This is a genomic window from Burkholderia pyrrocinia, assembly GCF_003330765.1.
GTDB lineage: Bacteria > Pseudomonadota > Gammaproteobacteria > Burkholderiales > Burkholderiaceae > Burkholderia > Burkholderia pyrrocinia_B.
Genome location: NZ_CP024902.1, coordinates 2,853,271 through 2,872,173, shown reverse-complemented (window position 1 = coordinate 2,872,173; position 18,903 = coordinate 2,853,271). Strand labels below are relative to the sequence as shown.

General features: G+C 66.4%; 23 protein-coding genes. 14 read left to right on the top strand and 9 right to left on the bottom strand.

What is annotated here, in order from left to right; genetic code table 11:
- Positions 1-117 precede the first annotated feature (117 nt).
- From nadB to radC, 4 genes are all read right to left on the bottom strand, one after another.
- On the bottom strand, positions 118-1,704 hold the full coding sequence (gene nadB, locus CUJ89_RS13980) for an L-aspartate oxidase (protein WP_114177830.1): 1,587 nt from the start codon (positions 1,702-1,704) through the stop codon (positions 118-120).
- Between the two features lie 160 nt (positions 1,705-1,864).
- Positions 1,865-2,032, bottom strand: coding sequence for a 50S ribosomal protein L33 (gene rpmG, locus CUJ89_RS13975; protein WP_006478046.1), 168 nt, complete (start codon positions 2,030-2,032; stop codon positions 1,865-1,867).
- Between the two features lie 17 nt (positions 2,033-2,049).
- Positions 2,050-2,283, bottom strand: a complete 234-nt coding sequence (gene rpmB / locus CUJ89_RS13970) for a 50S ribosomal protein L28 (protein WP_004186391.1) — start codon at positions 2,281-2,283, stop codon at positions 2,050-2,052.
- A gap of 237 nt (positions 2,284-2,520) precedes the next feature.
- Complete coding sequence (gene radC / locus CUJ89_RS13965; protein ID WP_114177829.1) at positions 2,521-3,297, bottom strand: RadC family protein; 777 nt, start codon at positions 3,295-3,297, stop codon at positions 2,521-2,523.
- On the opposite strand from radC, the gene CUJ89_RS38850 reads away from it, so the two are divergent.
- The 9 genes from CUJ89_RS38850 to CUJ89_RS13925 all read left to right on the top strand — a co-directional run bounded on the left by CUJ89_RS38850 (position 3,296) and on the right by CUJ89_RS13925 (position 10,599).
- Positions 3,296-3,421, top strand: coding sequence for a hypothetical protein (locus tag CUJ89_RS38850; protein WP_265341756.1), 126 nt, complete (start codon positions 3,296-3,298; stop codon positions 3,419-3,421). The two genes, radC and CUJ89_RS38850, sit on opposite strands and share 2 nt — an antisense overlap.
- Positions 3,422-3,432: 11 nt before the next feature.
- Positions 3,433-3,888, top strand: a complete 456-nt coding sequence (locus tag CUJ89_RS13960; protein ID WP_114177828.1) for an FKBP-type peptidyl-prolyl cis-trans isomerase — start codon at positions 3,433-3,435, stop codon at positions 3,886-3,888.
- A 2-nt stretch (positions 3,889-3,890) separates the two neighbouring features.
- A complete protein-coding gene (ispH, locus tag CUJ89_RS13955) occupies positions 3,891-4,871 on the top strand; it encodes a 4-hydroxy-3-methylbut-2-enyl diphosphate reductase (RefSeq protein WP_006488968.1) in 981 nt (326 codons plus the stop codon).
- A 269-nt stretch (positions 4,872-5,140) separates the two neighbouring features.
- The gene (locus CUJ89_RS13950; RefSeq protein WP_114177827.1) at positions 5,141-5,749 is read left to right on the top strand and encodes an amino acid-binding protein; all 609 of its coding nucleotides are present in this window, start codon (positions 5,141-5,143) and stop codon (positions 5,747-5,749) included.
- A gap of 210 nt (positions 5,750-5,959) precedes the next feature.
- Positions 5,960-6,910 (top strand): branched-chain amino acid ABC transporter permease, encoded by a 951-nt coding sequence (locus tag CUJ89_RS13945; RefSeq protein ID WP_006488946.1) that lies wholly within the window; start codon positions 5,960-5,962, stop codon positions 6,908-6,910.
- Between the two features lie 18 nt (positions 6,911-6,928).
- Positions 6,929-8,098: an ABC transporter permease subunit gene (locus tag CUJ89_RS13940; protein ID WP_114177826.1), complete on the top strand. Its 1,170-nt coding sequence runs from the start codon at positions 6,929-6,931 to the stop codon at positions 8,096-8,098.
- Between the two features lie 24 nt (positions 8,099-8,122).
- Positions 8,123-8,899, top strand: coding sequence for an ABC transporter ATP-binding protein (locus tag CUJ89_RS13935; RefSeq protein ID WP_114177825.1), 777 nt, complete (start codon positions 8,123-8,125; stop codon positions 8,897-8,899).
- Between the two features lie 8 nt (positions 8,900-8,907).
- The gene (locus tag CUJ89_RS13930) at positions 8,908-9,612 is read left to right on the top strand and encodes an ABC transporter ATP-binding protein (protein WP_114178615.1); all 705 of its coding nucleotides are present in this window, start codon (positions 8,908-8,910) and stop codon (positions 9,610-9,612) included.
- A gap of 315 nt (positions 9,613-9,927) precedes the next feature.
- Entirely contained in the window at positions 9,928-10,599 is a 672-nt protein-coding gene (locus CUJ89_RS13925) for a DUF2278 family protein (RefSeq protein ID WP_114177824.1), read from the top strand.
- A 24-nt stretch (positions 10,600-10,623) separates the two neighbouring features.
- Here CUJ89_RS13925 and CUJ89_RS13920 read toward each other — a convergent pair whose 3' ends face one another.
- From CUJ89_RS13920 to CUJ89_RS13910, 3 genes are all read right to left on the bottom strand, one after another.
- Positions 10,624-11,079 carry a GNAT family acetyltransferase gene (locus CUJ89_RS13920; protein WP_114177823.1) on the bottom strand — a complete coding sequence of 152 codons (456 nt, stop codon included), beginning with the start codon at positions 11,077-11,079 and terminating at the stop codon, positions 10,624-10,626.
- Positions 11,080-11,092: 13 nt separating this feature from the next.
- A complete protein-coding gene (locus CUJ89_RS13915; protein WP_096471559.1) occupies positions 11,093-12,277 on the bottom strand; it encodes an acetylornithine transaminase in 1,185 nt (394 codons plus the stop codon).
- A 289-nt stretch (positions 12,278-12,566) separates the two neighbouring features.
- Positions 12,567-13,598 carry a CDP-6-deoxy-delta-3,4-glucoseen reductase gene (locus tag CUJ89_RS13910; protein WP_114177822.1) on the bottom strand — a complete coding sequence of 344 codons (1,032 nt, stop codon included), beginning with the start codon at positions 13,596-13,598 and terminating at the stop codon, positions 12,567-12,569.
- Positions 13,599-13,705: 107 nt separating this feature from the next.
- On the opposite strand from CUJ89_RS13910, the gene CUJ89_RS13905 reads away from it, so the two are divergent.
- Positions 13,706-14,743, top strand: a complete 1,038-nt coding sequence (locus CUJ89_RS13905; protein ID WP_114177821.1) for an NAD-dependent epimerase/dehydratase family protein — start codon at positions 13,706-13,708, stop codon at positions 14,741-14,743.
- On the opposite strand, the gene CUJ89_RS13900 is transcribed toward CUJ89_RS13905, so the two are convergent.
- Complete coding sequence (locus CUJ89_RS13900) at positions 14,726-14,914, bottom strand: hypothetical protein (protein ID WP_114177820.1); 189 nt, start codon at positions 14,912-14,914, stop codon at positions 14,726-14,728. The two genes, CUJ89_RS13905 and CUJ89_RS13900, sit on opposite strands and share 18 nt — an antisense overlap.
- 106 nt (positions 14,915-15,020) lie before the next feature.
- Positions 15,021-15,737, bottom strand: coding sequence for a pseudouridine synthase (locus CUJ89_RS13895; protein ID WP_114177819.1), 717 nt, complete (start codon positions 15,735-15,737; stop codon positions 15,021-15,023).
- A gap of 113 nt (positions 15,738-15,850) precedes the next feature.
- On the opposite strand from CUJ89_RS13895, the gene copC reads away from it, so the two are divergent.
- The 4 genes from copC (at position 15,851) to CUJ89_RS13875 (ending at position 18,866) form a co-directional block, all read left to right on the top strand.
- Positions 15,851-16,225: a copper homeostasis periplasmic binding protein CopC gene (gene copC / locus CUJ89_RS13890; RefSeq protein WP_114177818.1), complete on the top strand. Its 375-nt coding sequence runs from the start codon at positions 15,851-15,853 to the stop codon at positions 16,223-16,225.
- Positions 16,226-16,290: 65 nt separating this feature from the next.
- Positions 16,291-16,791: a DinB family protein gene (locus CUJ89_RS13885; RefSeq protein WP_114177817.1), complete on the top strand. Its 501-nt coding sequence runs from the start codon at positions 16,291-16,293 to the stop codon at positions 16,789-16,791.
- A 179-nt stretch (positions 16,792-16,970) separates the two neighbouring features.
- On the top strand, positions 16,971-17,744 hold the full coding sequence (locus CUJ89_RS13880) for an SDR family oxidoreductase (protein ID WP_114177816.1): 774 nt from the start codon (positions 16,971-16,973) through the stop codon (positions 17,742-17,744).
- A gap of 186 nt (positions 17,745-17,930) precedes the next feature.
- Positions 17,931-18,866: a LysR family transcriptional regulator gene (locus CUJ89_RS13875; RefSeq protein ID WP_114177815.1), complete on the top strand. Its 936-nt coding sequence runs from the start codon at positions 17,931-17,933 to the stop codon at positions 18,864-18,866.
- Positions 18,867-18,903: the final 37 nt, after the last annotated feature.

Below are 18,903 nucleotides of genomic sequence, written 5' to 3'. Positions count from 1 at the left end.
TTCCCCCTGACCTCCATAGAATCAGGCGTCAGGTTACGCAATCGCCCTCAAACGCTCCACGGTTTCCTGCGATGAACCTTTTTTCTTGTGCGGGCGCAGCCGGGAAGGGCGCGCCGCTCAGCGGCGCGCGCGCGGCGTGAGCACGCTTGGCAACGCCTTCGGCAGCGTGTTCGGCCAGTCGCGGCTGTAGTGCAGCCCGCGGCTTTCGCGGCGCGAGTGCGCGCTCTTCACGATCAGCGTCGCCACGTCGACGAGGTTGCGCAGTTCGAGCAGGTCGCGCGTCACGCGGAAGTTCGCGTAGTACTCGTGGATCTCGTCGCGCAGCAGCGACAGCCGGTGCTTCGCGCGTTCGAGGCGCTTGTCGGTGCGCACGATGCCGACGTAGTTCCACATCAGGCGGCGCAACTCGTCCCAGTTGTGCGCAACGACGACTTCCTCGTCCGCATCCGACACGCGGCTTTCGTCCCACGCGGGCAGCGTGGCCGGCGTTTCGGCATCGAAGCCGGCCGCCTCGATCGCTTCGGCCGCCGCACGGCCGATCACGAGACATTCGAGTAGCGAGTTGCTCGCGAGCCGGTTCGCGCCGTGCAGCCCCGTGTACGACGTTTCGCCGACCGCATACAGGCCCGCGAGATCGGTGCGCCCGGCGAGATCGGTCACGACGCCGCCGCACGTGTAGTGCGCGGCCGGTACGACGGGAATCGGTTGTTTCGCGATGTCGATGCCGAATTCGAGGCAGCGCGCGTGGATCGTCGGGAAGTGTTCGCGCAGGAACGCTTCCGGCTGATGGCTGATGTCGAGATACACGCAGTCGATCCCGCGCTTCTTGATCTCGAAGTCGATCGCGCGCGCGACGATGTCGCGCGGCGCAAGCTCGGCGCGCGGATCGTGTGCGGGCATGAAGCGCGTGCCGTCGGGCAGCTTCAGCAGGCCGCCTTCGCCGCGCACGGCCTCCGAAATCAGGAACGATTTTGCATACGGATGGAACAGGCAGGTCGGGTGGAACTGGATGAATTCCATGTTCGACACGCGGCAGCCCGCGCGCCACGCCATGGCGATGCCGTCGCCGGTCGCCGTGTCGGGGTTCGTCGTGTACAGGTAGACCTTGCCGGCGCCGCCCGTCGCGAGCACCGTATGCGGCGCCTCGATCGTGATCGTGCGGTCGTTGTCGACGTCGAGCGCATACAGGCCGTGACAGCGGCGGCCGGGCAGGCCGAGCCGGTCCGACGTGATCAGGTCGATCGCGTGGTGGTTTTCGAAGAACGTGATGTTCGGATGCTGGCGCGCGCGCTCCGACAGCGTCGCGAGCACCGCATGGCCGGTCGCGTCGGCCGCATGGATGATCCGGCGGTGGCTGTGGCCGCCCTCGCGCGTCAGGTGGAAGCCGAGCTCGGCCGCGTCGTCCTTCGTGAACGGCACGCCTTGCGAGATCAGCCATTCGATCGCTTCGCGGCCGTGCTCGACGATGTAGCGCGTCGCGCCTTCGTCGCACAGGCCGCCACCCGCGACCAGCGTGTCGTCGACGTGGTTCTCGATGCTGTCGGCCGAGTCGAGGACGGCCGCGATGCCGCCCTGCGCGTTATCGCTTGCACCCTCCATCATCGAACGCTTCGCGATCAGCGCGACACGTCGCGTGCTGGCCAGATTGAGCGCGACCGACAGCCCTGCCAGGCCGCTGCCGACGATCGCCACGTCGAATTTCATGCTGCATCTCCATCGTTACGCTTTTGATCTTGTGCGTTCCGGCGGCCATGGCCGCGGAAAGGGGAGAGCATACCGCGTCGGGCTCGAGCGTGTGCGCAAAACAAAAAGCCCCGCAAGTGCGGGGCTTTTCATTCGCCGTGAGGCTGGCAGAAACCGGAGATTACTTGATCTTGGTTTCTTTGTATTCCACATGCTTGCGGACGACGGGATCGAACTTCTTGATCGCCATCTTTTCCGGCATGTTGCGCTTGTTCTTCGTGGTCGTGTAGAAGTGACCCGTACCAGCGGTCGACTCGAGCTTGATCTTGTCGCGTGCGCCTTTTGCCATGATTGTGCTCCTTGGGCTTAGGCTTCGCCGCGTGCGCGCAGGTCAGCGAGCACGGAATCGATGCCGTTCTTGTCGATCAGGCGCAGGCCGGCGTTCGAGACGCGCAGGCGCACCCAGCGGTTTTCACTTTCAACCCAGAACCGGCGGTTTTGCAGGTTCGGCAGGAAGCGACGCTTGGTCTTGTTGTTGGCGTGGGAAACGTTGTTGCCGCTCATCGGCGCTTTCCCAGTTACTTGGCATACGCGTGCCATGAGAGCACTCCTAATACGCTAAATTCGGGGTTCGATCGCCGATGAAGGTTCCATCGCACCGCCACGTGATCCATGGCTGCACTCAGAATGCCGTAGCCCTTGCAGACAAGGCCCTTCGATGGCTAGAACTGGTTGGAAAAAAATACAGACGACGATTCTAGCAGAAAAAGTTCAGGAAAATCAAACCTAATTTCGCATCGTCGTTGCAGCGCCCTGGGGCGGGCCGCGGCGCACAGTCTACAGCCAACCGGCCCGCGCGAACGAGAAAGTGTCGCTGGTGCCGACGACGACATGATCGAGCAGCCGCACGTCGACGAGCCCGAGCGCGTCGTTCAGCGTGCGGGTCAGGCGGCGGTCCTCCGCGCTCGGCTGCACGGCGCCCGACGGATGGTTGTGCGCAACGATCAACGCAGCGGCGTTCAACGTCATCGCGCGGCGCACGATCTCGCGCGGATAGACGGCCATCCGCGTCAGCGAGCCGCGCGCGCTTTCCTCGATGTCGATCATGCCGTGACGGGCGTCGAGATACAGCGTGACGAATACCTCATGGGGGCGCGCGCCGATCTTGAGCCGCAGAAAGTCCTCGACCGCGCCGGGGGAGTCGATTCGCATCCGTTCGTCCGCCTTTTCGGCGAGCATGCGTCGCGCGATCTCGGTCACCGCGGTCAGCAGCGCCGAGCGCGCGTCGCCAATGCCGGGGTGGGCCTTGAAATCCTTGGGCGTGGCTTCGAGCATCCCGCGCAGCGAGTCGCCGAACCGGGCGAGCAGTGCGGTGGCGCTTTTGAATACGTTTTTCCCGCCGCCGCCCGTGCCGAGCAGCAGCGCGATCAGTTCCGCGTCGGTCAGCGCGGCCGGCCCGCGCTCCAGCAGCCGCTCGCGCGGCAAATCGGGCCGCCAGTTGCGCGGGCGGCGCTTGCGCCGGCGCGCGGGCAGGGGGCCGGGGACCGGCTCGGCCGGCGTATCGCCGGCGTCGCGGCATTCGACCGGCGGCAGGGTGAGGCAGGGTGACAGCATGATCGAAACTCCATTGGCGCCGGGCCATGTGCGCGACGTCGTCGCACTTTCCGCCTTGCGCGCTCAGGTGACTTACAATATTGGCTTTGCGCCGGGCCTTTCGGCCGTTTCGGGCGCCGACTGAACGAGTAATTCATGAGCCTCATCGATCTATCCGAAGTGAAGCCCGGTTCCCACGTCACGTTGCATTACCGGCTGGCACTGGCCGACGGCGCCGACATCGTCAACACCTTCTCCGACAAGCCGGCCACGCTGCTGCTCGGCGCAGGCCAACTGGCGCCCTCGCTGGAACAGATTCTGATCGGGCTCAGGGTCGGCGACCACTCGACTTATCAGCTAGCGCCCGAACAGGCGTTCGGTCCCCGTAATCCCGACATGCTCCAGCGCGTGACGCTGTCGACGCTGCGCGAGAACGGGATGGTCGGCGACGATTTCACGCCGGGCGAGCTGATCGAGTTCAACGCGCCGGACGGCGGACGGTACGCGGGGGTGCTGAAGGAAGTCAGCGAGACCTCGGCGCTGTTCGACTTCAATCATCCGCTCGCGGGCCAGGCGCTCACGTTCGAAGTGAAAATCATCGGAATCCTGTAATCATGAGTACCACCGATACGCTGTCCGGGCAGACCGTCGCCGCCGATGCCGAAATCCTGCTGGCCCAGCCGCGCGGTTTCTGCGCGGGTGTCGACCGCGCGATCGAGATCGTCGAGCGCGCGATCGCGATGCACGGTGCGCCGATCTACGTCCGTCACGAGATCGTCCACAACAAGTACGTGGTCGAGGATCTGAAGAAGAAGGGCGCGATCTTCGTCGAGGAACTCGAGGAAGTACCGGCCGGCAACACCGTGATCTTCAGCGCGCACGGCGTGTCGAAGGCCGTGCGCGACGAGGCCGACGTGCGCGGGCTGCGCATTTACGACGCAACCTGTCCGCTCGTCACGAAGGTGCACGTCGAGGTGGCGAAGATGCGCCAGGACGGTGTCGACATCGTCATGATCGGGCACAAGGGCCACCCCGAAGTCGAAGGTACGATGGGGCAGGTCGAGCGCGGCATGCATCTCGTCGAGAGCGTCGAGGACGTGCAGAAGCTCGAGCTCGCCGATCCCGAGCGCATCGCGCTCGTCACGCAGACGACATTGTCCGTCGACGACGCGGCCGAGATCATCGGAGCGCTGAAGGCGAAGTATCCGAAGATCCGCGAGCCGAAGAAGCAGGACATCTGCTACGCGACGCAGAACCGCCAGGACGCGGTGAAGTTCATGGCGCCGCAGTGCGATGTCGTGATCGTGGTCGGGAGTCCGAACAGCTCGAATTCGAGCCGCCTGCGCGAAGTGGCCGAGAAGCGCGGCGTGGCCGCGTACATGGTCGATGCGCCCGACCAGATCGATCCGGCCTGGGTCGCAGGCAAGCGCCGCATCGGCGTGACGGCCGGCGCGTCGGCGCCCGAGGTGCTCGCCCAGGCCGTGATCGCGCGGCTGCGCGAGCTCGGCGTGCGCAATGTCCGCGCGCTCGACGGCATCGAGGAAAACGTGTCGTTTCCGCTGCCGCGCGGGTTGAACCTGCCGCCCGCCGCCTGATTGCCGCATCGCACCTACGGCACACCGAAGCGCGCCTCCCGGCGCGCTTTTTTTTGCGTCTCGAAATTGTAATTGCAACCATTATTCCCGATCATGGTGCAACCCGGTTGCTCTCGCCGTTCCAGACTGTCTCTCAAAATTGGTTGCAATGCAGGAAAACCCCATCGAATCAGGATTATTGGCGTCCTATAAATGGAGTTACAATGCGCCCGTTTTCAGGCCGGAATGGCTTTGAAATCGGATTTTGGCAAGGCGCGGGAGACCATTCAATGCATGTGAAGTTTGCTTATGCCGTGTCCGTCGCCGCACCGGTTGCAATGCTTGCCGGTTGCAGCAAAAAGAGCGACGACGGGGCGGGCAGGAAGGCTGCGGTGTTCGCGGCACCGCCGGCTACCGGCGTACGTGTCGCCGGAACCGGTCGTGCGGCGCCATCGGCGTGCCGTATCGCGCAATTAGGCAAGGACAAGGAAAACGGGGCACGTTTGACGATCGACGAAATCAACGCGCTTGGCCTGACGATCGGTCCGGCAGCGGGCACGCAGGTTGCTTCGCAGCAGGCCGCCGATCGTGGCGCGACGCCGGCCCCCCTTCATTTCGATTCGACGAAACAGCAGGCCGCCGCGACCGATCGTGTCGTGGCGCGCGGTGTGGTTCGTACGACGGATTCCGACGCAGTCCTGACGAATGTCGGGCGCGGCTTTCGCGGCGCCTTGCGAGGCGACGCGGCGCGGAACCTGATCCGCCCGGGTGCGGGGCTTGCCTCGCTCCGGACGGAAAAAGGCACGGACTCCGGGCAACCGGACGACGGCCGTTTCAGCATGCTGCCGTACGACTTCAAGGAGGCCACGAACACCGTCCTCGATGTCGTGACGATTTAGCGACGGGACTCATGACGGCACCGGAACAGTGCGGTGTCGTTTTTGTATCCGCTCCGGCGGCAGGTCCGGCCGTACAGGCCGGGCGGCGCGCGCCGGGACGATCCACCCTTACCGGTTCGACTAGTACCCGCAGTGTCGCCGAGAAGGCGCGATTCCTCGCTTACCCGCGGGGCGCAACGTCCTCCGGCAGCACGGGCCAAGGAGCTTTAAATGGATATTTTCGTCCAGCAGGTTCTCAACGGGCTGGTGCTCGGCAGTGTCTACGCCATCATCGCGTTGGGTTACACGATGGTGTACGGCATTCTCGGCATCATCAACTTCGCGCACGGCGACGTGCTGATGATCGGCGCGATGGTCGCCCTGTCGGCCATCACCGTGCTGCAGAACCATTTCCCCGGACTCGGCAACGTCGCGACGCTGACGATCGGCCTGGGTATCGCCGCGGTCGTCTGTGCGTTCGTCGGCTTCACGATCGAGCGGGTCGCGTACCGGCCGCTGCGCCGCGCGCCGCGCCTCGCGCCGCTGATCACCGCGATCGGCGTGTCGATCCTGCTGCAGACCGCCGCGATGATCATCTGGTCGCGCAACCCGCTGCCGTTCCCGCAATTGCTGCCGACCGACCCGATCAACGTGATCAAGGCGACCGACACGACGCCCGGCGCCGTGATCTCGGTGACCGAAATCGTGATCATCGCGGTGGCGTTCATCGTGATGGGCGGCCTGCTGCTGCTCGTGCACAAGACCAAGCTCGGCCGCGCGATGCGCGCGATCGCCGAAAGCCCGAATACCGCGAGCCTGATGGGTGTGAACCCGAACTTCGTGATTTCCGCGACGTTCATGATCGGCTCCGCGCTCGCCGCGCTGGCCGGCGTGATGATCGCGTCCGAATACGGCAACGTGCACTTCTACATGGGCTTCATCCCCGGCATGAAGGCGTTCACGGCAGCGGTGCTGGGCGGGATCGGCAACCTTGGCGGCGCAATGGTCGGCGGCGTGCTGCTCGGCCTGATCGAGCAGCTCGGTGCCGGCTACATCGGCAACCTCACGGGCGGCGTATTCGGCAGTAACTACCAGGACGTGTTCGCCTTCATCGTGCTGATCATCGTGCTGGTGTTCCGTCCGTCGGGCCTGCTGGGCGAACGTGTCGCGGATCGCGCGTAACGGAAGGGAGCAAACAACATGACATCCATTCAACCGATCGAATCCTCGACGTCGCTCGTCGAAGAGCGCAACACCGCGAAGACCGTCATCATCGGCATCCTGACCGCGGCCTTCGTGATCGCGGCACCGATCATCATCGGCTCGGCCGGCGGCAACTACTGGGTCCGCGTGCTCGACTTCGCGATGCTGTACGTGATGCTCGCGCTGGGCCTGAACGTGGTGGTCGGCTTTGCCGGCCTGCTCGACCTCGGCTACATCGCGTTCTACGCGGTGGGCGCGTACACGGCGGCGTTGTTGAGCTCGCCGCACCTGACCTCGCAGTTCGAGTGGATCGCGAACCTCGCGCCCGGCGGCCTGCACGTGCCGATCTACTTCATCGTGCCGATCGCGATGGCGGTCGCGGCCACCTTCGGCGTGCTGCTCGGTGCGCCGACGCTGCGCCTGCGCGGCGATTACCTGGCGATCGTGACGCTCGGCTTCGGTGAAATCGTCCGGATCTTCATGAACAACCTCGACCGTCCGGTGAACATCACCAACGGCCCGAAGGGGATCACCGGCATCGATCCGGTGCACGTCGGCGATTTCAGTCTCGCGCAGACGCACTCGCTGTTCGGCATCCAGTTGCCGTCGGTCTACCTGTACTACTACCTGTTCGTGCTGTGCTCGCTGCTGGTGATCTGGGTGTGTACGCGCCTGCAGCACTCGCGTATCGGCCGCGCATGGGCGGCAATCCGCGAGGACGAGATCGCGGCGAAGGCGATGGGCATCAATACGCGTAACGTGAAGCTGCTCGCGTTCGCGATGGGCGCGTCGTTCGGCGGCCTGTCGGGCGCGATGTTCGGCTCGTTCCAGGGCTTCGTGTCGCCCGAATCGTTCACGTTCTGGGAATCGATCGTGGTGCTCGCGTGCGTGGTGCTCGGCGGCATGGGCCACATCCCCGGCGTGATCCTCGGCGCGGTGCTGCTCGCGATCTTCCCGGAATTCCTGCGCTCGACGATGAGCCCGCTGCAGCATGCGTTGTTCGGTCATGACATCGTCGATACGGAAGTGATCCGTCAGGCGCTGTACGGCCTCGCGATGGTGGTCATCATGCTGTACCGCTCGGAAGGCCTGTGGCCCGCGCCGAAGCATGAGGACAGGATCGCGAAACTGGCGAAGCGCGCCAGCAAGAAGCCGGTGCGCGCTTAACCTACGGACACAGGGGATATACACATGAGCGACAAGCAAATCCGACTGTCCGTGCAGGGCGTGAACAAACGCTTCGGCGGGCTGCAGGCATTGTCCGACGTCGGCCTGCAGATCAAGGAAGGCGAGATCTACGGGCTGATCGGCCCGAACGGCGCCGGCAAGACGACGTTCTTCAACGTGATCACGGGCCTCTACACGCCGGACTCCGGCGACTTCAAGCTGGACGGCCAGAACTACACGCCGACGGCCGTGCACCAGGTCGCGAAGGCCGGCATCGCGCGCACGTTCCAGAACATCCGCCTGTTCGGCGGGATGACGGCACTCGAGAACGTGATGGTGGGCCGCCACGTGCGCACCAAGCATGGCCTGCTCGGCGCGGTGTTCCAGACGCCGGCCGAACGCAAGGAAGAGCGCGAGATCAAGGAACGCGCGATCGAGCTGCTCGAATACGTCGGCGTGCTGCAGTACGCGGACTACACGTCGCGCAACCTGTCGTACGGCCACCAGCGCCGGCTGGAAATCGCGCGCGCGCTGGCCACCGACCCGAAGCTGCTCGCGCTCGACGAGCCGGCGGCCGGGATGAACGCGACCGAGAAGGTCGAACTCACGCGCCTGCTCGACAAGATCCGCTCGGACGGCCGCACGATCCTGCTGATCGAGCACGACGTGAAGCTGGTGATGCACTTGTGCAACCGGATGACGGTGCTCGATTACGGCAAGGTGATCGCCGAGGGTCTGCCGCAGGACGTGCAGAAGAATCCGAAGGTGATTGAGGCATATCTCGGCGCAGGGGTGCACTGATGGCAGCGATGTTGAAAATCAAGGGCTTGCAGGTCAACTACGGCGGCATCCAGGCCGTCAAGGGCGTTGACATGGAAGTCCAGCAGGGCGAGCTGGTGACGCTGATCGGCGCGAACGGTGCGGGCAAGACCACGACGATGAAGGCGATCACGGGTCTGAAGCCGTATTCGGCGGGCGACATCGAGTACGACGGCAAGTCGATCAAGGGCGTGCCGTCGCACGAGTTGCTCAAGCGCGGCCTCGCGATGGTGCCGGAAGGCCGCGGGATCTTCGCGCGGATGTCGATCCTCGAGAACATGCAGATGGGCGCGTACCTGCGCAACGACAACGAGCAGATCAAGAAGGACGTCGAGCGGATGTTCGGCTTCTTCCCGCGCCTGAAGGAACGGGCGACGCAGCTCGCGGGCACGCTGTCGGGCGGCGAGCAGCAGATGCTGGCGATGTCGCGCGCGATCCTGAGCAAGCCGAAGCTGCTGCTGCTCGACGAGCCGTCGATGGGGCTGTCGCCGATCATGGTCGAGAAGATCTTCGAAGTGGTGCGCGAGATCTCGAAGGAAGGCATCACGGTGCTGCTGGTCGAGCAGAACGCGCGCCTCGCGCTGCAGGCGGCCGACCGCGGCTACGTGATGGATTCGGGCACGGTCACGATGGAAGGCGACGCGAAGCAGATGCTCGACGATCCGAAGGTGCGGGCCGCGTATCTGGGTGAATGAGCGAGTGAACGAGCGGGCCCGGTGACGCGCGACGGCAGGTGCCGCGCGCGCCGCGCCAGGGCTTTCGAAAAGCTGTCACGGGATGCCGTGACAGCTTTTTTTTCGTGTTGTGCGATTCGTGTCGAACTGTGCGCGCGGACGCGACTCCATTCGACAGTTGCGCCGCGCATGCGGCGCGGGAACGGTGCAGCGCCGGCCTGGCCGTCGGCAGGCGTTCGATGCGCCACCCAATGCCGGTCGCCCGACGCCGGCCGCCCCCAAACCGACATCCGGGCCGCGTAGCATGGGCGGCCCATCGGGACACGGAGAACACGCATGAGTCTGGACTACGGTTTCGTGAAGGCGAAGGTGACATCGGTGGCGAAGCTGAAGGGCTCGCCGCACGGCAGCGAGATCCAGTATCACATCCACCTGACGCTGGCGCTGCCGGCAGGCGACTGGGATGTCGCGATCAATGTCGGCACCAGCGATGCGGACGACCTGTTGAACTACAAGCTCGTCTACGATTTCCACCATCCCGTCACGCAGACGCTCGCGGCCGCCGCCGAAGGCTACACCGACCTCACGGGGCAGGCGGCGCTGCCCGCGCTCGACTACCTGCGCAGCGACCTCCTGAACGAGACGGGCGCGTGGCGCGCGAGCGCGGTGATGGACGGCACCGAGAATCCGGAGCCGATCCCGTCGCTGCTGCGGCTCGTGAGCGCCGCGCAGTCGCAGGGCCTCGACGTCGTCGTGTTCGGCCGCACGTATGCGGAAGGCAACGGCATCCACGACACGCACATGAACCAGGGCTCGACGGGCCCGAACTACCTGCATCGCGCGGGCGACGACCATAACGACCACAACGACGTATGGCAGGATGGCGCGCTGATCGTGCGCGTGAGCGATACGCAGTGGGCCGCGTATTTCGCGGCGTTCGAGCAGCAGGCCGTGCCGACCGACGCGCTCGGCAATCCGCTGCCGGGCGCGGGGCCGATCACGCGCTGAGGCCGGCCGCCGGCTGCTGCGGCATCACGCGGCCGGCAGCGTCTTGCCGAACGAGATGCGTTCCTCGACGCGATAGCCGAGTGCCGCATAGAAGCGGCACGCGTCGTCGTTGCCGGGCAGCACCTGCAGGTTGATCTTCAGGCAGCCGCGCGCGGCGAGCGCGCTTTCCGCGTGCGCGATCAGCGCGCGGCCGACGCCGAGCCGCCGCGCATCGTTCGCGACGCCGAACGAGTAGAGCCAGCCGCGATGTCCGTCGAAACCCGCCATCAGCGTGCCGACCACGCGCGCGCCGCTGGTCGCGACGAAGAACAGGTCCGGCTGCGTCGCGAGCTTCAGCTCGATCGATCGCAGCGGATCGCGGTGCGGCGGCGCGCCGGCTTCGTCGTACTGCGGGAACGCGTCGCGCCATACCGCGAGCACGGCATCGGTGTCGGCGCGTTCGAACGGGCGGATAGCGACAGCATCGGCGGCGGCATCCATCGCGGCAGTCTCCTTAGAGCGTGTCGAGAATCGACCGCAGCATCGCCATCATCTGGTCGATCTCTTCGGTCGTCACGTTCAGCGCGGGCATGAAGCGCAGCAGGTTCGGCCGCGCGGCATTCAGCAGCAGGCCGTCGGGCTGCATGTCGCGCGCCTTCTCGACGATCTGCGGGCCGATGTCCTTGCCGAGCAGCAGCGCGCGCAGCAGGCCTTCGCCGCGTTCACCCTCGAAGCCGCGCTCCTCCGACAGCTCGAGCAGCTTGCGCTTCAGGTATTCGCCGCGTGCGCGCACGCCTTCGAGGAAGCCGGGCGCGACGAGCTGCGAGATCACCGAATAGCCGGCTGCCGTCATCAGCGGGTTGCCGTTGTACGTGCCGCCCTGGTCGCCGGCCTCGAACACCGCGACGTCGGCCTTCGACAGCAGCGCCGCGAGCGGCACGCCGCTGCCGATGCCCTTGCCGAGCGTCATGATGTCCGGCTCGATGTCGGCGAGTTCGTATGCGAACAGCGTGCCCGCGCGGCCGCAGCCGCTCTGCACTTCGTCGACGATCAGCAGCAGGTTGTGCTGCTTCGTCAGCGCGCGCAGTTCGCGCATGAACTCGGGCGTCGCCGGAATCACGCCGCCTTCGCCCTGGATCGGCTCGAGCATCACGGCGACGGTCTTGTCGGTGATCAGCTTCTCGACCGAGTTGATGTTGTTCAGCTCGGCCTTCGGGAAACCCGGCACCTGCGGCGCGTAGATCGTGTCCCAGCCCGGCTTGCCGCTGGCCGACATCGTCGCGAGCGTGCGGCCGTGGAAGCTGTGGTCGAACGTGATGATCTCGTACGCGCCGTTGCGGAACTTGCGGCCCCACTTGCGCGCGAGCTTGATCGCGCCTTCGTTCGCTTCTGCGCCGCTGTTCGTGAAGAACACCTTGTCGAACACGCTGTGCTGCGTGAGCAGGCCCGCGAGCTTCGCCATCGGTTCGTTGTAGAACGCCGGCGACGGGTTCAGCAGCTTCTCCGCCTGCGTCTTCAGGGCCTCGACCACGCCGTCGTTGCAGTGGCCGAGGCTGTTGACGGCCCAGCCCTGGATGAAGTCCAGATAGCGCTTGCCCGTGTGATCGTAGAGCCACGAACCCTTGCCGTGCGTAAACACGATGTCGGGGCGGTTCGTGATGTACATCAGCGAGTCGATCGGAAAATCGTTCAGGGGCATGGCAGCAGACTCCAGCGGACGTTGAAAGGGAAACGGGCAATAAAAAAGCCACGGAAGGCCGTGGCTGGTGAGTCGAACAGCTTGGTCGTAACCGGTGAAGCGAGGGGGTTACGCGCGAGTCCGTGACGAGCCGGCGGCATCCGGGCGGAGCGGCGAGCGGCGACGTCGAAGGGCGGACAGGAAGCGGTTCATGTGCGCAAGCATAAGGCATCCCGCGCCCCACTGTAAACCGCCGCGATGCCACCGGTGTGACATCGCGGCGCGCAGCGCGGCGCGGGCGGGCCCGGTGTCAGACCGGATGCGCGAGATCGGCGGCGCTCGTGAACGAGTCCGCGTAGAACTCGTCGGCCGGCAGCGCGTGGTGCTGCGTGAAGTCGCGCTGCGCGGATTCGACCATCACCGGCGCGCCGCATGCGTACACCTGGTGGCCCGACAGATCGGGCAGGTCCTCGATCACCGCGCGATGGACGAAGCCCGTGCGGCCGGTCCACTGGTCGCCCGTGTCCGGCTCGGAGAGCACCGGCACGTACGTGAAGTTCGGGATCTCGCGCGCCCACTGCTCGGCGAGCTCGCCGAGGTAGATGTCCTTCTTGCGGCGTGCGCCCCAGTAGAGCGTCATCGGGCGCGTGATGCCCGTGTGCTTCACGTGCTCGATGATCGCCTTGATCGGCGCGAAGCCCGTGCCCGATGCGAGCAGCACGATCGGCTTGTCGGAATCCTCGCGCAGGAAGAACGTGCCGAGCGGGCCTTCGAAGCGCAGGATGTCGCGTTCCTTCATCGCGCCGAACACGTGGTCGGTGAACTTGCCGCCCGGCATGTGACGGATATGCAGCTCGACCGGGCCTTCCTCGTGCGGCGCGTTCGCCATCGAGTAGCTGCGGCGCGAGCCGTCCTTCAGGATGAATTCGACATACTGGCCCGCGAGGTACTGCAGGCGTTCGTTGGCGGGCAACTGCAGCTTCATGACCATCACGTCGTCGGCCTTGCGTTCGAGCGCGGCGATCCGGCACGGCAGCTTCTTGACCTGCACGCCGTCGACGCCGGCGATCTCGCGCACGTCGATCTCGAGATCGCACTGCGCCTTCGAGCAGCACAGCAGCGCGAGGCCGCGCGTGCGCTCGTCGTTGGACAGCGCCGACGCGGCGTGCGGGCCCTGTTCGATCTGGCCCGACACGATCTGGCCCTTGCAGGAGCCGCACGCGCCGTTCTTGCAGCCGTACGGCAGATGGACGTTCTGGCGCAGCGCGGCCGCCAGCACGGTTTCGTCCGACTCGACCTGGAATTGCCGGCCGCTTTGCTTGAGAGTGACGTTGAATGCCATAGAACCAAACTAGAACAAAATGTGGGGACCGTGCGTGTCGCGCACGGCAGCTACAATGCAAAACCGTTGCGCGTCGCGCAACGGCGGCTACTGACTTCGCAACCAACATGATCGCGACACGAATCCTGCGCCGGCCGCGCGCACTGATCGTCGGCTGCGGCGACGTCGGCATGCGCTGCGTCGCACAATGGCGCGACTCGCGCCGCAACCTGCGGATCTTCGCGCTGACCAGCCACCCGGCCCGCCGCGACGAACTGCGCGCTGCTGGCGCGACGCCGATCGTCGGCGACCTCGATCGTCCGGCGACGCTCGGCCGCCTCGCGGGCCTTGCCGGCACGATCCTGCATCTCGCGCCGCCGCAGTCCGACGGCCGCGACGATCGGCGCACGCGTGCGCTGATTGCCGCAACGACCGTGCCCGCGCGACGGCCGCCGGTACCGCCGGCATCGGCGGTCGGCCGGCTCCGAACGCTGCGCACCGCTGCCCGACAGGCCGGCGCGCCCGTTCGGGCAGCGCGTATTGTACCCGACGGCCTGCGCGCGCCGAGGCTCGTCTACGCCAGCACGACGGGCGTATACGGCGACTGCGGCGGGGCGCGGATCGACGAAACGCACCCGCTGCGCCCCGCGAATCCGCGCGCGTTCCGGCGCGTGTCGGCCGAGCGGCAACTGCGCGCGGCGACGGTGCGCGGCGTGCTGTCCGCGCGCATCGTGCGCATTCCCGGCATCTACGCGGCGAACCGTCTGCCGGTCGCGCGGCTCGAGCGCGGCACGCCGGCGCTCGAGCCGGCCGACGACGTCTACACGAATCACATCCACGCGGACGATCTTGCGGCGATCCTGCGCCGTGCAGCCGAACGCGGCAGGCCGGCGCGCGCCGTGCACGCGTCGGACGACAGCGAACTGCGGATGGGAGAGTATTTCGACCGGGTCGCGCAGGTGCTCGGCTTGCCGAAGCCGCCGCGCGTCAGCCGCGCGGACGCCGAACGCCAGCTCGAACCGACGCTGCTGTCGTTCATGCGCGAGTCGCGGCGCCTGTCCAACACACGGCTCAAGGCCGAATTGTGCGTGACGCTGCGCTATCCGACCGTAGACGATTTCCTTCAAACGCTCGCGCCGGGCAGCGTGTCAGGTCAGCGCCGGTAACGCCTCGATCAGCAGGAAGCACAGCAGCGCGCCGATCAGCGCGCCAATCAGGTTCGGATGATATTTGTGCTTCACGTGCATCGCGGCCAGCAGCCCGCCGATCACGATGACACCGACGACCGCGAACGCGATCGTCACGTACGACAGTTCAAAAGAATGGTTGATGTTCATGATGTCTCCCCCTGCATCGCTGCTCGTGCAGCTTGTGATTCGAGTATAGCGGGGGATGGTGCGGCCGAGATGCGGCCGGACACCGAACGGTCGTGCGGATTTTCCCTTACAGGGTTTTGACGGAATTGCGCAGTGCTGAAAGGTCGGCGTCGTCGAGCCATCGCCACGCGCCCGGCTCGAGGTCGCCCGGCAGCGCGAAGCCGCCGATGCTTTCGCGGTGCAGCGCGTCAACGCGATTGCTCGCCGCTGCGACCATGCGTTTTACCTGGTGATATTTGCCTTCGAGGACGGTCAGCGCGAGCGCGTGCGTGTCGCGCGCGTCGGCAGCGATCGCCGCGATCGGTTTCGGCTCGCCGTGGAGCTGCACGCCGGTGCGCAGCGCGTGCAGTTGCGTGTCGTCGAGCGGGTGGCGCACGGTCGCCACGTAGGTCTTCGGCACTTTGCGCTTCGGCGACGTGTACGCGTGTACGAACTGGCCGTCGTCGGACAGCAGCAGCAGGCCCGTCGTGTCCTGGTCGAGCCGTCCGACACACTGCACGCCGCGCGCAACGAGCGGCGCGGGCAGCAGGCTGAACACGCTCGCGTGGTGTTGCGGATCGCGCGAACACTCGTAGCCGGCCGGCTTGTTGAGTGCGAGATACGCGTGCGCGTGGAACGGCCATGCCGTATCGTCGACCTCGAACACGAGGCCGTCGGTGTCGAACGTGGCGTCGGGGTCGGTCGCGCTGACGCCCGCGACGGCGACGCGGCCCGCTTCGATCAGGCCGCGGCACTGGCGGCGCGAGCCGAAGCCCTGGGTGTAGAGAATGCTTTCGAGATCCATAGCGCGCGCATTCTATCAAGCGGCGACGCGCGGCCGGCATGATCGCGCATAGCTGGTAAGCTGCCGGAACGCCGCGCGGGGCGCGGCACCCGTTCATTCTTCACGGAAAGTCCATGCATTTCGATTCGTTCCCGTTCGGCCGCAAGGCTGCTGCCGTCGTACTTGCCGCGACCGTTTCGTCGGCCGCGTTCGCGCACGCGCATCTCGCGAAGAGCGACCCGGCGGCGGGCGCGGCAGTGGCCGCCGCACCGGCCGCCGTCACGATCGACTTCACCGAGCCGCTGGAGCCGGCGTTCAGCTCGATCGTCGTCGTCGCTGGCGACGGCAAGACGGTGTCGGATGGCAAAGCGCGCATCGACGCGTCGAACCGCAAGCGGATGACGGTGCCGCTCACGGCGGTCGGCACCGGCGCCTATACGGTGAAATGGGTGGCCGTCGCGACCGACGGGCACCGCACGCAGGGCGCGTACGGCTTCAGCGTGAAGTGACGCAACGGCGGCGGCAGGCTCGTGCCAGGGTTGCCGCCGCCCTTTTCCGACAGGGAGTTTCCCGCATGAATCCGACGACGCTCGACGCACTCGCCGATTTCCCCCGTCTGCTCGAAGCCCATTTCGCGGCCGTGCCCGACGGCTACGCGCGATGGACGCCCGACGACTGGGCCGGGATCCCGAGCGAGCACTTCTCGCCGCTCGGGCAGCTCTGCCACGTGCGCGACATCGAGATCGACGGCTATCACGTGCGGCTGCGGCGGATGCTCGACGAAGCTCGGCCGCTGCTCGTGTCGATCGACGGCGACGCGCTCGCGATCGAGCGCCGCTACAACGACGCGTATGCGTCCGACGTGCTCGCAGCGATCCGCGAAGCGCGACGCGAGACGCTGGAACTCGTGTCGCGCCTCACGCCCGAACAGTTCGCGCGCACCGGCGAGTTCGACGGCTACGGTTCGTTGACCGTGCGCGGGCTCGTCCATTATCTGTGCAGCCACGACCAACAGCATCTGGCCGGCATGCAGTGGCTGCTCGGCAAGATCGACGCGGCGCTGTACGCGCGCTGAGCCGGCCGGCGGTCGCGCAGTCGCGCGCGGATTCCCGCGCGGTTGTCGGTGCGTCAGGCCACATTGCATTGTTTCGATTGGATCGATTTTCTGGATAATTCATCCAGCCGCGACCGGCTGACCGGCGCGTCGCGCGTGCCTACACTCCTAGCTTCGTTCAACGGAAAAAGGAGTCAACCGTGGCAACTCACACGCTCGCAGACAAGGTCGTCCTGATCGCAGGCGGCGCAAAGAATCTCGGCGGCCTGATCGCGCGGGACCTGGCGAGCCACGGCGCGAAGGCGGTGGCGATTCACTACAACAGCGCGGCGTCGCAGGCGCAGGCCGAGGAGACGGCCGCCGCGGTGCGCGCGGCCGGTGCCGACGCCGCAACGTTCCAGGCCGACCTGACGACGGCCGCCGCGGTCGAGAAGCTGTTCGACGACGCGAAACAGCGCTTCGGCAAGCTCGACATCGCGATCAATACGGTCGGCAAGGTGCTGAAGAAACCGTTCACCGAGATCAGCGAGGCCGAGTACGACGAGATGTTCGCGGTCAACAGCAAGTCGGCGTTCTTCTTCATCAAGGAAGCGGGGCGGCACCTCGAGGATCACGGCAAGCTCGTCACGCTCGTGACGTCGCTGCTCGGCGCATTCACGCCGTTCTATGCGGCGTACGAAGGGTCGAAGGCGCCGGTCGAGCACTTCACGCGCGCGGCGTCGAAGGAATATGGCGCCCGCGGGATCTCGGTGACGGCCGTCGGGCCGGGCCCGATGGACACGCCGTTCTTCTACCCGGCCGAAGGCGCCGATGCGGTCGCGTATCACAAGACGGCGGCCGCGCTGTCGCCGTTCAGCAAGACGGGCCTGACCGACATCGAGGACGTCGTGCCGTTCATCCGCCATCTCGTGACCGACGGCTGGTGGATCACGGGCCAGACGATCCTGATCAACGGCGGCTATACGACCAAGTAACCGCCCGGCAACGGGCCGCGCCGGCGACCGTCGCGGGCGCGTGGTGCACCGCAATGGCGCGTTTGCGTGGACAATGGACGGGCGCGCAGCCGCGAGGCAGCGCGCTCGTTTTCTCTGTGCCGCCGGACCTCGCCGCGATGCGCGACAACTGGCGGCGACGGTCGTCCGAACCCACGTTCCCCGCCGATGGACAAGCTGGATCAGGTCAGAATCTTCCTGCAAGTTGCCGAGATGGGCAGCTTCATCAAGGCCGCGCACGCGCTCGACGTGCCGCGCGCGACCGTGTCGGCGGCCGTCCAGCAGCTCGAGACGGGGCTCGGCACGCGCCTTTTGCACCGCACGACGCGTCAGGTGCAATTGACTGCCGACGGCGTGCTGCTGCTCGAACGCGGCCGGCGCCTGCTCGTGGAGGCCGACGAGCTCGACCGCCTGTTTCGCCGCCGCGACCGCGACGTGATCGGACGGCTGAACGTCGACATGCCGAGCCGGATCGCGCGCCGCATGGTCGCGCCCGCGCTGCCGTCGCTGTTTCGCCGCTACCCGAAGCTGCAACTGGCGCTCGGCTCGACGGACCGCTCGATCGACCTGGTGCAGGAGGGCGTCGACTGCGCGATCCGCGTCGGGCGGCTCGCGGACAGCAGCCTCGTCGTGCGGCCGCTCGGGCAGTTCACGTTGATCAACTGCGCGAGCCCCGACTACCTGCGCGAATGCGGCGTGCCCGAGCATCCGGATGCGCTCGCGCACGGGCACTGGGCGATCGGCTATGCGTCGCCGACCACGGGACGCGAGCTCGGGTGGGAATACTGCGCGGACGGCGGGCGGCACACGCTGACGCTGCCGAGCCGCGTGATCGTCAACAACGCCGAAACCTATATCGCCGGTTGCATCGCGGGAATGGGGCTGATCCAGATTCCGCGGTTCGACGTCGAACATCTGCTCGACAGCGGCGCACTGGTCGACGTGATGCCCGGCTATCGGGCCGAGCCGATGGACGTGTCGGCCGTGTATCCGCACCGGCGGCACCGGTCGCGCCGGCTCAATGCGTTCATCGAGTGGTTCGGGGAGCTGATGGCGGACGCGCTGACGACGGCCGGGGCGGGGGGGCGCGCGGAAGGCGACTGACCGGGACGGCCGGTTTGCGTCGCGCGCCGTTGCGCTT

Excerpts from the sequence above, each read along its gene's own strand:
- nadB (WP_114177830.1), bottom strand. The coding sequence starts at position 1,704 with ATGAAATTCGACGTGGCGATCGTCGGCAGCGGCCTGGCAGGGCTGTCG.
- rpmG (WP_006478046.1), bottom strand. The coding sequence starts at position 2,032 with ATGGCAAAAGGCGCACGCGACAAGATCAAGCTCGAGTCGACCGCTGGT.
- rpmB (WP_004186391.1), bottom strand. The coding sequence starts at position 2,283 with ATGGCACGCGTATGCCAAGTAACTGGGAAAGCGCCGATGAGCGGCAAC.
- CUJ89_RS38850 (WP_265341756.1), top strand. The coding sequence starts at position 3,296 with ATGATCGAAACTCCATTGGCGCCGGGCCATGTGCGCGACGTCGTCGCA.
- radC (WP_114177829.1), bottom strand. The coding sequence starts at position 3,297 with ATGCTGTCACCCTGCCTCACCCTGCCGCCGGTCGAATGCCGCGACGCC.
- CUJ89_RS13960 (WP_114177828.1), top strand. The coding sequence starts at position 3,433 with ATGAGCCTCATCGATCTATCCGAAGTGAAGCCCGGTTCCCACGTCACG.
- ispH (WP_006488968.1), top strand. The coding sequence starts at position 3,891 with ATGAGTACCACCGATACGCTGTCCGGGCAGACCGTCGCCGCCGATGCC.
- CUJ89_RS13950 (WP_114177827.1), top strand. The coding sequence starts at position 5,141 with ATGCATGTGAAGTTTGCTTATGCCGTGTCCGTCGCCGCACCGGTTGCA.
- CUJ89_RS13945 (WP_006488946.1), top strand. The coding sequence starts at position 5,960 with ATGGATATTTTCGTCCAGCAGGTTCTCAACGGGCTGGTGCTCGGCAGT.
- CUJ89_RS13940 (WP_114177826.1), top strand. The coding sequence starts at position 6,929 with ATGACATCCATTCAACCGATCGAATCCTCGACGTCGCTCGTCGAAGAG.
- CUJ89_RS13935 (WP_114177825.1), top strand. The coding sequence starts at position 8,123 with ATGAGCGACAAGCAAATCCGACTGTCCGTGCAGGGCGTGAACAAACGC.
- CUJ89_RS13930 (WP_114178615.1), top strand. The coding sequence starts at position 8,908 with ATGTTGAAAATCAAGGGCTTGCAGGTCAACTACGGCGGCATCCAGGCC.
- CUJ89_RS13925 (WP_114177824.1), top strand. The coding sequence starts at position 9,928 with ATGAGTCTGGACTACGGTTTCGTGAAGGCGAAGGTGACATCGGTGGCG.
- CUJ89_RS13920 (WP_114177823.1), bottom strand. The coding sequence starts at position 11,079 with ATGGATGCCGCCGCCGATGCTGTCGCTATCCGCCCGTTCGAACGCGCC.
- CUJ89_RS13915 (WP_096471559.1), bottom strand. The coding sequence starts at position 12,277 with ATGCCCCTGAACGATTTTCCGATCGACTCGCTGATGTACATCACGAAC.
- CUJ89_RS13910 (WP_114177822.1), bottom strand. The coding sequence starts at position 13,598 with ATGGCATTCAACGTCACTCTCAAGCAAAGCGGCCGGCAATTCCAGGTC.
- CUJ89_RS13905 (WP_114177821.1), top strand. The coding sequence starts at position 13,706 with ATGATCGCGACACGAATCCTGCGCCGGCCGCGCGCACTGATCGTCGGC.
- CUJ89_RS13900 (WP_114177820.1), bottom strand. The coding sequence starts at position 14,914 with ATGAACATCAACCATTCTTTTGAACTGTCGTACGTGACGATCGCGTTC.
- CUJ89_RS13895 (WP_114177819.1), bottom strand. The coding sequence starts at position 15,737 with ATGGATCTCGAAAGCATTCTCTACACCCAGGGCTTCGGCTCGCGCCGC.
- copC (WP_114177818.1), top strand. The coding sequence starts at position 15,851 with ATGCATTTCGATTCGTTCCCGTTCGGCCGCAAGGCTGCTGCCGTCGTA.
- CUJ89_RS13885 (WP_114177817.1), top strand. The coding sequence starts at position 16,291 with ATGAATCCGACGACGCTCGACGCACTCGCCGATTTCCCCCGTCTGCTC.
- CUJ89_RS13875 (WP_114177815.1), top strand. The coding sequence starts at position 17,931 with ATGGACAAGCTGGATCAGGTCAGAATCTTCCTGCAAGTTGCCGAGATG.